At 37.6% G+C, this 16,146-nt stretch carries 14 protein-coding genes and 1 tRNA gene; 11 read left to right on the top strand and 4 right to left on the bottom strand.

What is annotated here, in order from left to right; translation table 11 throughout:
* Nucleotides 1-124 precede the first annotated feature (124 nt).
* The 5 genes from FTT92_RS08715 to FTT92_RS08695 are packed head-to-tail and all read left to right on the top strand — an operon-like array spanning nt 125 to nt 4,920.
* Nucleotides 125-1,789 (top strand): poly alpha-glucosyltransferase, encoded by a 1,665-nt coding sequence (locus tag FTT92_RS08715; RefSeq protein WP_180171885.1) that lies wholly within the window; start codon nt 125-127, stop codon nt 1,787-1,789.
* Nucleotides 1,790-1,819: 30 nt separating this feature from the next.
* Nucleotides 1,820-2,608, top strand: a complete 789-nt coding sequence (locus FTT92_RS08710) for a serine hydrolase (RefSeq protein ID WP_180171884.1) — start codon at nt 1,820-1,822, stop codon at nt 2,606-2,608.
* Nucleotides 2,609-2,617: 9 nt separating this feature from the next.
* Entirely contained in the window at nt 2,618-3,682 is a 1,065-nt protein-coding gene (locus tag FTT92_RS08705) for a YheC/YheD family protein (RefSeq protein ID WP_180171883.1), read from the top strand.
* 15 nt (nt 3,683-3,697) lie between these two features.
* Nucleotides 3,698-4,588, top strand: coding sequence for a hypothetical protein (locus FTT92_RS08700; RefSeq protein WP_180171882.1), 891 nt, complete (start codon nt 3,698-3,700; stop codon nt 4,586-4,588).
* Nucleotides 4,589-4,608: 20 nt separating this feature from the next.
* Nucleotides 4,609-4,920 (top strand): MGMT family protein, encoded by a 312-nt coding sequence (locus tag FTT92_RS08695; RefSeq protein ID WP_180171881.1) that lies wholly within the window; start codon nt 4,609-4,611, stop codon nt 4,918-4,920.
* Nucleotides 4,921-5,025: 105 nt separating this feature from the next.
* Here FTT92_RS08695 and FTT92_RS08690 read toward each other — a convergent pair whose 3' ends face one another.
* A complete protein-coding gene (locus tag FTT92_RS08690; RefSeq protein ID WP_078189919.1) occupies nt 5,026-5,466 on the bottom strand; it encodes a universal stress protein in 441 nt (146 codons plus the stop codon).
* A 293-nt stretch (nt 5,467-5,759) separates the two neighbouring features.
* Nucleotides 5,760-6,176 carry a hypothetical protein gene (locus FTT92_RS08685; protein WP_180171880.1) on the bottom strand — a complete coding sequence of 139 codons (417 nt, stop codon included), beginning with the start codon at nt 6,174-6,176 and terminating at the stop codon, nt 5,760-5,762.
* Nucleotides 6,177-6,343: 167 nt separating this feature from the next.
* On the opposite strand from FTT92_RS08685, the gene FTT92_RS08680 reads away from it, so the two are divergent.
* Nucleotides 6,344-6,420 (top strand) — tRNA-Met (locus FTT92_RS08680).
* A gap of 264 nt (nt 6,421-6,684) precedes the next feature.
* On the opposite strand, the gene FTT92_RS08675 is transcribed toward FTT92_RS08680, so the two are convergent.
* Both FTT92_RS08675 and FTT92_RS08670 read right to left on the bottom strand, forming a co-directional pair.
* Complete coding sequence (locus FTT92_RS08675) at nt 6,685-8,310, bottom strand: NAD+ synthase (RefSeq protein WP_180171879.1); 1,626 nt, start codon at nt 8,308-8,310, stop codon at nt 6,685-6,687.
* A gap of 375 nt (nt 8,311-8,685) precedes the next feature.
* Nucleotides 8,686-9,198, bottom strand: a complete 513-nt coding sequence (locus FTT92_RS08670) for a hypothetical protein (protein ID WP_180024108.1) — start codon at nt 9,196-9,198, stop codon at nt 8,686-8,688.
* Nucleotides 9,199-9,228: 30 nt separating this feature from the next.
* Between FTT92_RS08670 and FTT92_RS08665 the strand changes: the two genes are divergently transcribed.
* The 5 genes from FTT92_RS08665 to FTT92_RS08645 all read left to right on the top strand — a co-directional run bounded on the left by FTT92_RS08665 (nt 9,229) and on the right by FTT92_RS08645 (nt 16,003).
* Nucleotides 9,229-10,866: an AAA family ATPase gene (locus tag FTT92_RS08665; protein WP_373684108.1), complete on the top strand. Its 1,638-nt coding sequence runs from the start codon at nt 9,229-9,231 to the stop codon at nt 10,864-10,866.
* Nucleotides 10,854-12,290, top strand: a complete 1,437-nt coding sequence (locus FTT92_RS08660) for a VWA domain-containing protein (protein ID WP_180171878.1) — start codon at nt 10,854-10,856, stop codon at nt 12,288-12,290. Before FTT92_RS08665 ends, FTT92_RS08660 begins: the two co-directional genes overlap by 13 nt.
* 240 nt (nt 12,291-12,530) lie before the next feature.
* Nucleotides 12,531-13,487 carry a metal-dependent hydrolase gene (locus FTT92_RS08655; protein WP_111884407.1) on the top strand — a complete coding sequence of 319 codons (957 nt, stop codon included), beginning with the start codon at nt 12,531-12,533 and terminating at the stop codon, nt 13,485-13,487.
* 12 nt (nt 13,488-13,499) lie between these two features.
* Nucleotides 13,500-14,366: an SDR family NAD(P)-dependent oxidoreductase gene (locus FTT92_RS08650; RefSeq protein ID WP_111884406.1), complete on the top strand. Its 867-nt coding sequence runs from the start codon at nt 13,500-13,502 to the stop codon at nt 14,364-14,366.
* Nucleotides 14,363-16,003: an NAD(P)/FAD-dependent oxidoreductase gene (locus FTT92_RS08645; protein ID WP_180171877.1), complete on the top strand. Its 1,641-nt coding sequence runs from the start codon at nt 14,363-14,365 to the stop codon at nt 16,001-16,003. The genes FTT92_RS08650 and FTT92_RS08645 overlap by 4 nt, the downstream gene beginning before the upstream one ends.
* The last annotated feature ends 143 nt before the right edge of the window (nt 16,004-16,146 follow it).

Below are 16,146 nucleotides of genomic sequence, written 5' to 3'. Positions count from 1 at the left end.
AGAGAGCCTTCAGGCTCTCTTTTTTATTTTATAAAAGTGAAAATTTAGGCCAAAGTAATAGCGAAAAAAATGTTTTATGCTATATTCAGTTTTAGAAAAAACTTAAAAACACGTGACGAAAACGATGCAATTATCAACTTTCAAAGATGTAGAAAATTTTAAAGAACAACTCACATATTGGCTAAAAGCACAATTACTGAAAAATGATCAGCCAGTGTCTACAATATTTATTTCTTATGGTAGTTTAGACGAACGGTGTAAGGTTTGGCATAGTACAGATGTTGATCATTTTATAGTGATAAAACGTGCCATTAAATTTTTAGACCAGTATTATGAAAAAAATCGCCAACTACCTGCTTTGATGAAATTCGATGTGGTTTCACATACTGAGGAAAAAAGTTGGCAAGATGTTGATGCGGAAGTAAATAATCAAAAACACAACAATCACTATCGAAAAGGGATTAGTTTTGATGAGAATTTTAATGTCGCATTTTTAGAACAAGAAATTTATGGGAAGGCGCTAATTAAAGGGCTTGTCTACAATAAGCCGAATTTCTTTGATGAAATTAATATTAACAATGCAATTAAAGCCAAATATCCAATTCTCAAAAAAACAATAAAGCTTACGGAATTGAATAAAGTTTGGGTCTTTGATACTACTGCAGTATTCTACGAAAATGGTGAGTTTTTAGCATTGCAGTCGACTGGGCCTGAAAATGGTGTGCGTTTTATACAGGACAACAAAAAAGCAGAAATCAAAGATTTAATATTAAAAAATGCTGACTTTTTACATCGAGAAATTTTAGACAGTGGTTGTTTTGTCTATGGTTATTTCCCAGCATATAATCGTGAACTTAGAGGGTACAACACAGTACGTCACTGTACGGCGGTATATGCTTTATTAGAAACATTAGAAGTTGAGTATAATCAAAATTATCTACCTAAAATTAAGAAAGCTATACAATACGCAATCGATACATTTTATAGGGAAGTTAATGACCTAGCATTTATGATTGATGGCGTTGAACCTAATTTTGAAGTCAAATTAGGTTCAAATGCAGCAGCTATATTTATGTTTGCAAAATATCAAGAAATTACCAAAGATGATCAATATCAACCATATGCAGAAAATCTGGCAAAAGGTATACGGCATATGGTGAATAGTGATGGGGAAACGACTCATGTGCTTCATTTCCCAAGTTTGGAGGAAAAAGAAAAATTTAGGATCGTTTACTACGATGGTGAGGCTGCATTAGGTTTATTACGTCTATACCAACTAAATGGTGACGAAACTTTATTAGAATTGGTCAAGTTAATGTTTGAGCATTTCATTCTAAAAGGCTATGAAAAATATCACGATCATTGGTTAAGTTATTGTACGAATGAGTTGACTAAAATTTGCCCGGAAGAAAAATACTTTAAATTTGGTTTAAGCAATTATTTAAAACATATGAAGTTTATTTTGAATCGTAAAACGGCCTATGCAACCTTTTTAGAAATGATGATGTCTGCATATAAAATGATTCAACGTATAAAGGAATTAAACCTAACTGAGTTATATGAGCAGGCACAACTAGAAGAATTAAGTCATTTGATTGAACATCGTGTTGAGTTCCAACGCAGTACGGGCTTTTTTTATCCAGAAGTTGCCATGTATACCGCAAAACCAAGTCAGATTTTAAATGCTTTTTATGTGCGCCATGACCGTTTTAGGACTCGTATAGATGATCAAGAGCACAATTTATCAGGTTTTGTTGCTTATTTAAACTATTTTGAGAAACAAGTGTAGCGTATATTTTTAATTCATTAGGCATACATGATGGATGTACTTCAAAAACTACAGTCCTTAAAGGATTTTTCTGATATTGAAAAGGCATTGCTTCAGATTACTGCACAGACTTATTGTGTTGAAATTTATGATTTGAACGCTGATCAAAGTGAAAATGTGCATCAGAAAAATCCAAATAAATTAATTATGCCGGGTTCAATTTATAAGTTAATCACTTTGTATTTGTTATTTGAGTCAGGTGTGAACCTTAAACATAAAATTGTGATCCAACAAGAAGATGTGACAAAAGGGAGTGGTAATAATTTACAAGTAGGTGATGTAATTAGTATTAAACAACTTGCAAAGAATATGTTTTTTAGTTCAAGTAATTCAAGTGCAGTGGTAATACGTAAACAAATTGAAGATCATTTAAATAAAAGTTATTTTGATTTTTATGCAGAGCGATTTGAAAATTTATCTTTACAACATACACAAGTACGAAATGAGCATGGTTTATTTAATAAAGAACAAGCTACAACTGTTTATGAGTTTTTGCAAATCACAAAATGGGTTTTAAAAAATAGAAAATTATTAAAATTTCTGCAGGAATACTCACAGAAATGTAAGGTAAAAATATTGCGTAATGAAAAAAAAATTACGATATACCAGCATTCGAATGAAAATTCATATTTTTTGAAAACAGGTTCACTCTTTCCGAATGTATTTAATACAGTTCTTATTTTACCTATTCAAAACATTTTTTTAATCGCTTGTCTTGGTTATTCGAAAAGTACTTTAACCCGTACACAAGATATTCAACAAATCATAAAATTACTATAGGACAGAACGATGAGTATATTTGCCGTTTTAAAACCAAACTTAGTTATGACTGATGTCGAAGAAATTTTTATTACTGTTGCACAAAATAGAGGGCATGAAGCCTATGTTTTTGTCGCCAAAAATGTTGATTTCGAACGCAGAAAAATATTTGGCAGAACAATTGAAAATGGACGCATAGTCGAAAAAGAATTTGATTTTCCGGATGTAGTACAAAATAGATTGGCAGTGAAAGCGGAAGATAAGGAAACTTATATTAAGTTGGCTGAAATGATACCATTTTCTACAAATCGTGTAGGTACAAAAAAACAGGTTGAGCAAAGATTAAAACGTGTTCCTGAATTAGAAAAATTCCTCATTGAAGTTGAAGATTGCAAAGATTTAGAAACTATTGAAAAATATTTGGATAAATACCCTAAAATTATTTTAAAACCGTTAGCGAGTAATCAAGGTAAAGGTATTTATAGTATAGAACAGAATAGTGGTAAATATATTCTGAAAAAATTTGATGAAGAACAAAATATAGATCAACAACAATTAAAAGAATTTTTTAATGAACATATTAAAAATAGAAATTATTCAATCAGTCCATTTTTCCGTAGTGAAGCTGTAAATAAGCAAACTACGGTATTTCGTATGCACCTCACTCGAGGTGCGGGTGGCCGCTGGCAAATGATTAAATTTTTCCCTTACGTCAATATTAATCCGAATGTTGACATTACCAATGGTATGCAAGGGGCCTTAATTACAACGCGTGAAAAGCTTTTTTTAGAACAAAATTATCCAACTTGTCACAATGATATACAACAAAGTATAAGAGAGCTTTTTAAAATTTTTCCTACGGCTTTTCAAAAACTATATGCGTGGCGCTTGGATGCATTAGGTTTAGATTTAGGTATTGATCAAGAAGGGAATATTGGAATATTTGAAGTGAATGCTGGTCCAGGTATTGGATTTATGGCTTATCCTGTAGCAAAAGCACAAGTTGAATATTATGAATGGTTGAAAGATGCGGCAAAGCCACCTTTTAATAATTACTTTTTACCTATTCATCTTCGAGATCGAAAGGCCTCATAAGTTAGAGTAATATATATGAAAACAATTCGTTCATTTAATCCACTTTCTACATTAAATCAATGTTATGAAAGTCGATATGGACGAATTTTTTTTTGTGATGAACCGCATGAAGTTGATTGCATTCCTCTGCTTGATAGTCGTGAATTTGGCATACCAGATTATATTCAGAATATTGCCATTCAATTAGATTGTTTTGTCGAAATCATGAAAACTTTAGGCTTTGCACCACCATGGCAAGGCCTTAAAAACATCGGTCAGAAGATCGATGTGCATGTTAGTGCTTTTAATGGAAATGGGTTGGCATTGCAAAAGCCTATTTATTTTCCAAAGGCTGAAATCAAGAATGATCTGGCTTTTTTTATTATTAAAATAAATAATAAGCTTCACGACTTTCCTGGAAATTATTGGACAGTAGTTGCACATGAAGTATTTCATCTTTATCAATTCATTCTGAGTGACTTAAGAGTAAGTTGGTATTTAGAAAGTACTGCTAATTGGGCAGAGAGGTTACTTCGTTTTGATGAAAGTAATCCTAAGTATGCAATACCATTGCCTCAGGATAAAGTAAGCTTAGAGGAAAATATATTCAATGTTCCCTATAATGCAATATGGTACCGCTTAGCTTATTTGACACAGAAAGATAAAGTTAAGATAGGAGTTCCCGAAGAGATCAAAGCAATAAGCTATGTTGATGGTTCTAAGGTTGTAAGGGTAAAGGATTGGGGTAAGCTTAATTTACTACTTCACTTTTTAAACAATTTGTCTCGGCTGCCTGCGCATGATATAGATTCGCTAAGCAAATTAGACCAAAACCGTATTGTGTTTGATTGTTTAAAGTTGACTATTAGGGAAACTACTATTTTATATGATTTAGAATTAGATACGTTTTTAAAAATTTCATTATAATTAATGATGGTAAATACAGGATGTCGGCTGAATTACATCAAATGATCTTATCAACAATTGCTTTAATACCTAAAGGAAAAATTTCCACTTACGGACAAATTGCCAAATTAGCGGGTTTACCGAAGCATGCACGACTGGTTGGCTATGTACTTAAGCATCTAGATGCAACATCAACGATCCCATGGCATCGGGTGGTCAATGCGCAAGGAAAAATCAGCACGCAGCGTTGCAATGAAAAAGGTGAAAATATCCAGCAGTTGAAGCTGGAAGCCGAAAATGTCTTTGTAGTGAATGGATGCATCTCATTGAAACAATATCAATGGATACCTTAAAAAATCCTTGCCTTAAACATAGAATTTTAATTTTATAATTGATGAAGTAGTCAATAAAAAGCCCTCTAGGATTAGAAGGCTTTTTTAAGCTATAAATCTAATGGCTTATTTGCGTACAACCAAAACAGGAATGTCTGAAGCACCTAGTACGCTTTGAGCTACGCTGCCCAAGAAGAATTTTTTAATCCCTGTACGGCCATGTGAACCAATAATAATCAAGTCCGCATGTGTTTCTTCTGCAGCTTTAACCAGTTCTGTATGCACCACTTGACCTTCAAGTAAGCGAGTTTCAACAGTGACACCTTCAGTTGAAAATTTCGCTTTTGCTTCTTCAAGTGTATTTAAAATCGATGCACGAGCACGTTCAATTAAATCATTGGTTTGTGCTGCTGAAATATACTCTGCAGCAATATATGGATCGAGCGTCAGTACTTGAACCACAGTAATTTTACTGCCAAAAGTTTTTGCAAACTCGACAGCTTTAGCCACCGCAGCATAAGAAGTTTCTGAACCGTCCACTGGAACTAAAATATTATTTAAAGCCATCTTATTTCTCCTTATCTGATCAATTGAATTTGGATGGAAAAACCTGAAAAAAAGCGCTACTTACATTGATCATAGTTTCATCATACGCTTTTTTATTTGGGAATAAAACCAAGTAAATTCATAAGGATATTGCGAAATTAGCAATAAAAATATTGCAAAAATATGGACTTGTTTTCACCATGCTTAGCGATAGCAAAAATGCTCAATAATGTAAGCAGCTATGTCTAGATTGTAAGACAATTTGGTGCTGAAAAAATTGAGCCTAGATGAATTCATCCATCAGTGGACAGGGTTTAATCACACTGTTTTTCTTGCTCTGTCAGGGTAATATGCAACGCTTGTCGCTCAAGCAAGCTTAATTTATGCAACGCATCTTCAGGAAAGATCTGTTTTTGCAGGCGTTGAATCTGTCGTGCTGATAAATGCTGATTGGCACAATACATCGCAGCTTCATTGGCGCGAGCAACACTGACTAATTTCTCCTGATCATTGAAGTCGAGTCGAATGATTGGTTGTTGTGCTCGGCTAAGTTGAGCCATACTGCGCTTTTGTTGCATGCTCAATAAGGGCTGTTTATTAATCCAAGTCGCCACATCACGTCGCACACCATAGTAGTCAACAAAAATAGGCGAAACGATTTGGCAGCCCGTTAATGTCATGACGGCTAGGCTGAGGGTCAGACAGGCTTTTTTTATCGAATTGAATTGCATGATAAAACTCTAATTTTTAATCAAAAAATATAGTAATTAGGGCTAAAAATAGCATGATTTGCTTAAATAGTAACATCTTGAACTTTGCTTGTTTAAACTCTGAACAATTGCATACAAAAATGCTTGACGATAATGTGTGAAATCTAGATAATGCCACCACAGTTTACGGCTATGTAGCTCAGTTGGTTAGAGCACCGCACTCATAATGCGGGGGTCACAAGTTCAAGTCTCGTCATAGCCACCATTTTTATAGACCAAGCTCTCAGCTTGGTCTCTTTTTTTGTGCCTAGAAAAAGTCAAATAGATTGAAATAATTACTGCACTAATAAAATGATCTGTTAACGGTGTTTATGTAGAAAAAAGAGAACTTAAATCTTTAACTGCATTATTTGATGACCTAACTTTTGAAATACACATCTCAATTACTTTTTATATTTACTGCTGTGTTTTTTGCGCCTATAAAAAAGCCCTGTTTTAAAACTGGGCTTTTTTGATTTGAATCGAGTAATTAGATACCCGGTTTCCAACCATTCACGATCGGGTAGCGACGTTCACGGCTAAATGCACGTGAGCTGATACGTGGACCGATCGCGCCTTGGCGACGTTTGTATTCGTTTAGATCAACCAAACGGATGACTTTTTTCACAATTTCAGCATCAAAACCTTTAGCAATGATGTCATCTTGGCTCATGTCTTCTTCGATATACGCATACAAGATGGCATCTAATACTTCGTATTCAGGTAATGAGTCTTGGTCTTTCTGATCTGGACGAAGTTCCGCAGAAGGTGGACGAGTAATTACACGTTCAGGGATCACTGGTGTTTCTGAAATGCTGTTACGGTATTTTGCTAGTTCAAATACAATCGTTTTATAAACGTCTTTAAGAACCGCAAAGCCACCGACCATGTCACCGTACAATGTGCAGTAACCAACAGACAATTCAGACTTGTTCCCTGTAGAAAGTACAAGATTACCGAACTTATTCGATAAGGCCATTAACAATGTACCGCGAGAACGCGCTTGTAGGTTTTCTTCAGTTGCATCTGTCGGTGCATCGCCAAAGAATGGGAACAAGGTTTGCATAAAACCATTCACAATTGGATTGATTTCGGCAATTCCAAAAGTCACACCCATATTTTTGGCTTGTTCAGCAGCATCTTCAACACTGATTTGTGCGGTATAGGTATATGGCATCATGACTGCTTGAACTTTATCGGCGCCAATCGCGTCGGCAGCAATCGCTAAAGTTAATGCTGAGTCAATACCTCCTGAAAGGCCTAAAATCACACCTGGGAAGCCTGAACGTTGTACGTAGTCACGTGTTGCGATCACAAGGCTTTGGTAGATTTCAGCCATGGTATTTAATACAGGCGTGATTGCACCTGTTTTAAAGGCTTTTTGTTCAGCATCGTATTCTGCGATATATAGATTTTCAACAAAACTCGGTGCTTGCAATGCAACTTCACCTGAATTGTTCATCACAAAGCTTGTGCCATCAAAGACAAGGTCATCTTGACCGCCGACTTGGTTACAGTAAACCAAATTGATGTTCAATTGTTTGGTCAATGCAGCCATGGTTTCAATGCGATGCTGTGGTTTACCAACTTCATAAGGTGAAGCATTCAACACCAAAGCGGTTTCAACATTTAACTGAGCAAGTTGTTGAACAGTTGGTAATGCCCAAACATCTTCGCAAATCAACACACCAAACTTATGACCTAAATATTCAAAGACAAGGTGTTGATGACCTTCACTGAAATAACGTTTTTCATCAAAAACGCTATAGTTTGGAAGATTTTGTTTATTGTAAATCCCGAGAACTTGACCATTTTTCATGACAGCAGCAGAGTTATAGCGCTGACCATCTTCAGTTTGATTTACAAAACCAAAGACTAAAACGATGTCCTTAATGCTCGCTAATTGTTCAAAAGCTTGTTGTGTACGTTTATTTAAACTTGGACGTAATAATAAATCTTCAGCAGGATAACCAACTGTAGAAAGTTCCGGAAAAACAATAATATCTGCATTCTGTTCTTTTGCAGCATTGGCTTGTTGAAGCATTTTTGCTGCGTTTGATTCTAGGTTACCAATATGCGGAGAGAACTGAGCAAGTGCAATTTTAAAACTATTCATTCCAACTAAATCCTATTCCTATAGGTGAATACACTTAACACACTGATTTGTATTATTGTGATTATTCAGCGAGTGTATTTAGATACGAAAAATACTGCCGAAAGGCGAAAACAAAACACCATCATCGTATGATAATTCACTTGTTTTGATGCAAAGCAAAAAAATAAGGTGAGCCTATTTTATCTGAATTTAAGCGAGATACTAGAGGTATTCATAGCTTTTAAAAGCCTAGCTAAGCTTATGTGCCATAAAGTAAATATTAATGCTGTTTTTTTGTACTTAAAATAGCGTCAATGGTCGAGCAATAGTGTGAAATAGAATGATCAGGCGATATTCAATTTTATCTAAAAATATTCGACTAAGTGTATGGACGCTTTACAGTTCAATTTGATGAACAAGTTCTGGATATAAAATAATATTTTTAATTCGCTTTAAATAGATGTCACGAGCAATGTCGCCTTGTTGCTCAATGTTGTAGTCAAAAAATGCTTTGTGTGCTTTGAGGGTATAGCGGTAGGGATTATATTTTTTAAAACTAAAGAAATACGCCATCTGTAAAACAGCACCCCGACCCAAAACATTGATCTGCTGCTGGTATTGATAAACATGGGCCATCTCATGAATAAACAGGGCGCGATATCCTAAAGACGCTTTGGCATAGTCCGCTTTAAACAGTAAATTTCGTGCATGAATATACCCCTGAGGCGCCATGACCACATGCGCCGATTGCCAAGGCAAGAAAGGGTGATTCATCACTTTCACTTGCTCATATTGAATCAAATCGCCAAATACACTCCGACACATGGATATTTCACCTGCCGTGAGAGATCGATATTTAAAACCTTCAAGTTTTAATAGTCGGATGAGCGTGTAAAAGAAAGGCAACATGATGAAAGGTGTCTAAATCTCTAAAGGGATGTGCAGTTTAACTATAACCTGAAAAAAAGATATCGCGCTGTTGCGCTGTATTTAAAAAGCGATATTTTTGCATCTGCTACAGCGAAAAATCGGTTAGGGCGTTACAATTCAGTTTTCGGTCAAACAGATAGTCAGATGCAAGCACGGATCAATACTTTAATTTCTGAAATCAGCAAAAATATGTATGAACGTGAGCAGATTATTGCTTTGAGTTTGTTGGCTGGTGTTGCGGGCATGAATACCTTTTTATATGGTTTGCCCGGCACAGCAAAAAGTTTGATTTCACGTCGAATCGCCTCTGCTTTTGAAGTCCATGACTACTTTGAATATTTGATGAATCGTTTCAGTACACCGGAAGAAATTTTTGGACCGGTATCGATCAAAGCCTTAAAAGAAGATCAATATATTCGTAAAACAGAACATTATTTACCACGGGCAGATTTTGCTTTTTTAGATGAAATTTGGAAAGCCAGCCCTGCGATTTTAAATACTTTACTGACCTTGGTGAATGAGCGGAGTTTTAAAAATGGTGACATTGTCCAAAAAGTTCCATTGAATGTTTTGGTCAGTGCATCGAATGAAATTCCCGAACCAAATCAAGGTCTAGATGCATTGTATGATCGTTTTATTTTGCGTTTAGAAGTGCCGCCGATTGCTGTTGCAGAAAACTTTCATGCGCTGTTACAGGCCAAGCCGAGTCAAGTCAGTGTTGAAGTCGATGCGACCTTAAAAATAAAAAAAGCGGAGTTGCAAGATTGGCGGGAACAGATTTATCAGGTGGAATTACCCGAATCGATTTTAAATCTGTTTGATCAACTTAAAACTCGACTCAACCATAACTTTGAAGATCACGTGGTCTATGTCTCTGACCGTCGTTGGCAACGTGTGGCTTATTTAGTCAAAACCTGTGCATTTTTAAATGATCGTCCATCGGTGATTTTGAGTGATTTATTAATTTTAAAACATTGCTTATGGAATCAGCCTGAAGACATCGCTTTTGTTTCGCAGCAGATAGATGAAGTCTTGGCTGAAAATAGCTTAAATTACGGGTTGCAGTTCGAACAGCATGTGGCAGAGAAGGATGCACTTGAACAGCGGGTGCTCAATCATTTTTATTATACTGATGATGTGTATGAGAGTTATTTAATTCATGGCACTGACTACTTGCGTGCAGTGACCAATCTAGATCGACACTATAAAGATAAAGTGTTGTATCTCGAACTGGATAAAATGGATACGAAAAAGGACTTCTTTGCCTTAGATGATACTGGTGAAGAAGTGCGTGGCATCGTATGTAATTTTAATGGTTCAAGAGTGTGTACGTTAAAAGGTGGATATTACGGCTTAGAGGAAGTGGTGACGCCGTATATAAAACATACCAAAGGCAGTCCGCGCAGCGCACTTTCAGCACAAAGCCAATATGAGCTATTACAAGAAACTCAACAGCTTAAAGCGCATTTTCAAACAGAATTGGATCTGTTGACGGAACGCTTTAACAGTCAAAAGCATCAGTTTAAATCGGTCTTTGTTACTGAACAGGATATTCAAGATTTAATTCAATCTATTGAGCAGCAATTGGCAAGATATCAATTGCAGTTGCAAGATTGTGAGCGTCTGGAAGAGTTATGTCGCAATTAAAACCGACACGACAACAAACCCAATCGGCACTCGATGAATTAAGTTCGCAGCTTTATGATGAATTAAAACAATCGAGCTTAAAACATTGGTTGGATGATCATAAAGTTGCAAAAAAGCTCGATCAAAAAATTCAGGAATGGGCTTTTCAGGCAAAGTCGAGTTTAGATCAGCAGCATCCCTATGCAGTGGCGCAGCAGCAATTGGAACATTGGCTTGTGTTAAACCATTGGGAGCAGGGCGATTTTGTTCAATTCCACACTGAATATGCCGCCTTCATGCAAACCTTGGGGATTCCAGAATTCACTGAAATGTGGCAACAGAGCCAACAGTCGTTGCAGACCGAGCAGCAGCGTCAATTACAAATAGAGCTATTCAAAGGCAAATGGCAACGTAAATTGACCGAAGCCATTGCGCATTGGGAGTTTGAGCAGCTCAGGTTACAACGCGATGCCTTTTTAGATGAAATCAAAGATTTTCTTGCGACATTGTCGAAAATGGTCAAGCACCATGACAGTGTCGGTTTTGAAACTGGGATTTTTCTGGACTATTCCAAAGGGCAATTAACAGAACACGATGTACAGAACTTTGAGCAATGGGCCAATTATCTCGAGCAAGATCGGGCGCTTAAACGCCTATGTCAAATGATTGGAAGCGCACAGCCGAATATGCCACGTAAGCGGATTGCTGCTCAGTTAGAACAAGAACCACAGCAGCTTATTCACACCCCGATGGCGCAAGAGGAAATTACTGGAATTAAATTGGCACAAGAACTCAGTATGGCTTTACCTAGCGAGTTGGCGCTATTAGCCGATCCAGACTTGCAGGTTTTATTTGATTTGAAATATTTAGAATCTAACCTGATGAGTTTTAATCGACAAGGTCAGCAACAGGGACGGGTGATCGTAGACCCACGCCATACACAGCGTCGAGTCGGACAAAAAGGCCCGATGATTGTCTGCTTAGATACCAGTGGCTCAATGAATGGACAACCTGAACTGATTTCCAAAGCGATTTGTCTATATTTATCCATTCGAGCGCTAAAAGAAAAGCGAGCGATGTATTTGGTGAATTTCTCGACCAATTTAACTGCGCTGAATTTACAGCATAATAGTGCTTTGGATGATGTCATTCACTTTTTAGGGCAGTCATTTCATGGGGGGACGGATATTATCCCTGCGATGAATCATGCCGTGGACATGCTGAAACAACCGAATTTTGTACATGCCGATGTGGTGGTGATTTCCGACTTTATTATGGGTCAACTGACTGAAGAACTCATGCAAGAGATCACACATTTTAAGCAGCAGGGCAATGGATTCTATGCTGTGGCTATCGGTAATTTTAAACTGGATCATTTAGACGACAGCCTGTTTGATCATCAATGGGTCTATCAATCTGCGACTGGCGAAGTGCAAAAAATCTAATAATCGTGCCTCACAAAAAATACGCCATGACCTTTAATGACAAGCTTTTGAGCCATACAGCATCGATGTTTTAAAGATTGTCTGACAAAGAAAATATTTGAGCATTTTTGCAAATCGAGAGGTCGGTTTTGCTAATGGTCTAGTGATCTATCTCACTTAATTTGATCCTCAATCTATGTGTTTTTCCTTCAATCGACATGAAGTCAATGAAGGGGAAACACCCAAATTGAGAGCATAATCATGAGCGCTTTTCAACCGATAAAAAAAACTTTAGCACGCGTATTTGCAGGCCCTGTCTTTGACCCAACAAAACAGTCTGCCGTTGTTCCTATTCGTCATATGAAATTTGATTTCGAACCAGAAAAAATTGATCCAAAATTTTATATGAATGCAGAATTGGCCAGTGCCTATTTTGCATCTTTATCTATTTTCTTAACCCGTGGCGAAGATTTAGTGATTGATACTGCTCGATATCATCGCGACTTTATTCAAGATCCTGTATTAAGACAACGTGTCACGTCGTTGATTGGGCAAGAGGCCATTCATTCACGTATGCATGAAGAAATGAATGAAGCGTATCGCGCAAGAAATCTGCCTGTGCAATTTTTTAGAAAGTTAGAACACTACGTCTTTGCCTATGGTTTTGAACGTATGCCACAGCCAATGAAGTTATCCTTAATGGCAGCAATTGAGCATTTCACCGCAGTGCTTGCGGAATACATGATGAATCATGAAGAAATCTTTTTTAATTCAATAGATGAAAAGCAGCGCGCCATTTGGATGTGGCATATGTTGGAAGAGTCTGAACACAAAGACATTGCCTATGATGTTTATCAAGAATTATCAGGTAATTATGCTTTACGTATTGCTGGCTTTTTCCCTGCATTAATTACCATTTTGGGTTTGATTTCAATTGGTGCATCGATTGTCCCGTTCTACAGAAAGCCATCAAATTTGATTAGCCTAAGCTACTGGAAAGATGTTCCGCGCAGTTTCCAGCTGATTTTTGGTCTAAGAGATGGTGTTTATGGCAGTAGCCTCGGGCATATTTTTGACTATCTACGACCAAGTTTTCACCCGAATGATCATGACACTTCTGCATTTCTTGAATATTACAAAAAGCGTTTGCTGAACCCTGTTGATGGCGTGTTAACACCTTATTTTGTCAAAGAATTTACACCAGCATTAAAACGATAAAAGGACAAAACCATGGGTCTATTTGGAAAAAAGAACAAGCCAAGTGAAAACGCCTATGCGGTGGTCACAGGTGCAGGCAGTGGTATTGGGCGAAGTTTCGCTTTGGAGTTGGCTCGTCGTGGCGGAACAGTGGTCTGTGCCGATATTCATTTAGAGGCAGCACAAGAAACAGTGGATCAAATTCAATCCATGACCTCATCAAATGCTTATGCAGTGCAGTGTGATGTAGGTAAGGCTGAAGAAGTTAAAGCACTGTCAGAGCAAGCTGAGCAGTTGATGGGACATGCTGTGACTTTGGTGATCAACAATGCAGGTGTCGGGCTGGGTGGTAAATTTGATGAGCTGAGTTTAGACGACTGGCAGTGGTGTATGCATGTCAATTTGTGGGGTGTGGTGCATGGCTGCCATTATTTTGTACCCAAGTTGAAACAAAATAAGCAGGGCGGCGCGATTATTAATGTTGCTTCTGCTGCGGCATATACCGCAGCACCCGAAATGACAGCATATAACGTGACGAAGTCGAGTGTGTTGGCATTGTCTGAAACTTTATCGGCAGAGCTCAGATCGGCAAATATCCGTGTGAATGTACTATGTCCAACTTTGGTGCCGACCAATATCATGAAAAATGGACGCTTGCCCAATCGATATTCAGGCTTGGCTGATCAACTGCTGATGAATCATGCATTTACGACGAGCCACGATGTCGTCGATTTGACATTGAATAATTTAGATGCAGGGAAGTTGTATACCATTCCGCAACCTGATGCCAAATTATTTTGGTGGTTAAAGCGTCTATCCCCGCAAACCTATACCCGCTTATTGGGGGTGGGTTATCCCTTATTTAACAACTATATTAAAAAGTCGGGAGCAAAAGCATGAATATGCCGACACAATTACATGACGAAGATGTAAAAGCATTAGATCAAGAGAAAACTCAAACTAAAAAGGCAACAACGCAAACTAATGCACGTCGTCCTGTAACGTCTTCTGCCAAAGCAAAAAAAGCAGCACAAGACCAATCAGAGTCAGAGCCTAGCCTAGAAAAACCAAGCCTAGAAAATCAAGTGCGTGTCTACGATACCATTGTGATTGGTGCGGGGATATCCGGTTTAGCTGCCGCTCATCAAATGAATGAACGGGGTTATACCGATTATGTGGTTTTGGAAAAAGCCAATCGCGTGGGAGGAACATGGCGCGACAACACCTATCCAGGTTGTGGATGTGATGTTCCTTCGGCTTTATATTCGTTTTCATTTGCGCCGAGTCATAAATGGAGTCATTTATTTGCCAAGCAACCTGAGATTCTGAATTATTTAGAAGATGTTGCGGAGCAGCATGGGCTTTATCGCAACATTCAGTTCAACTGTGAATTGATTGCAGCGGAATGGAATGAGGAATTAAAGCAATGGCAATTGGAGACCAGTAAAGGTAAGTATGCGGCGAGAACGGTAATTTTTTCCACTGGGCCGATTACTGAACCTCAAATTCCAAAAATTAAAGGTATTAAAAGCTTTGAAGGTGAAATGTTCCATTCTGCGCGATGGAACCATGCCTATGACTTAAAAGATAAACGTATTGCGGTGATTGGTACGGGGGCATCTGCGATTCAGTTTATTCCTCAGATTCAACCTATTGCCAAAAATGTGGTGGTGTTTCAACGTACCGCACCATGGGTATTGCCAAAAGCAGATTTGCCACTGAATGACCGTGCGAAAGGCATCATTACCCGCTTTCCAACAGTGCAAGAAACTTGGCGCAAAAGTGTGGCCGGTATATTAAATGGTATTAATTTAGGACTACGTAATCCTTCGCTTTTAGAGCCTGTGAATTATTTGGGTCGTCAGTTGTTAAAAACACAAATTCAAGATGCTGAATTACGTGAAAAAGTTACACCAAACTTTTCTATTGGTTGTAAGCGTCTTTTATTTGCCAATAACTATTATCCTGCTTTGCAGCAAGCAAATGTCGAACTTGTACCACATGGTTTAGTCGAAATAGAAGGTAATACTGTTATTGCTGCGAATGGTGAACGTCATGAAGTCGATGTCATTATTTGGGGCACAGGTTTTGAAGTTTCTCATCCGCCGATTGGGCAACGTGTAAAAAATGCCAAAGGGGAGTTATTGTCAGAACTTTGGAAAAACAGTTCTCCTGAAGCGTTTTTGGGTACCAGTATCGCGCAAGTACCTAATGCCTTCTTGGTGCTTGGGCCAAATATTTTGGTTTATGACTCATTTATTGGGATTGCAGAAGCACAGGTTGGGTATATCGTTGATGCTTTAGTAAAAATGAAACAGGAGAAGATACAACGGCTTGAAATTAAGCCAAATGTATTGGCCTATCACAATGCAAAAGTACAGACGCATTTACAGACTACGGTCTTTAATAGTGGCGGTTGTAAGAGTTATTACTTAGATGCCAATGGCCGCAATTTTGCAGCTTGGCCGTGGTCACTGAAACAGTTAAAGCAGCGTCTTAAACAGGTAGACTTGGCAGACTATGAGACGGTTGCTTAGAGAAGGTTGCTTAATAAAAGTTATTTAACTCAATAAGCCAAAATAAAGGATCATCAATATTTAAACCTTTTGTTTACAGCCTAATTTCTACGTGAAATTAGGCTTTTTTTATGACGCTATCTGATGAAACAGTGTGAGATTTT

This window comes from Acinetobacter sp. YH12023 (assembly GCF_013420135.1).
GTDB classification, from domain to species: Bacteria; Pseudomonadota; Gammaproteobacteria; order Pseudomonadales; family Moraxellaceae; genus Acinetobacter; species Acinetobacter amyesii.
The sequence above is the reverse complement of the archived record's forward strand: the minus strand, read 5'-3'. Positions and strand labels throughout refer to the sequence as shown.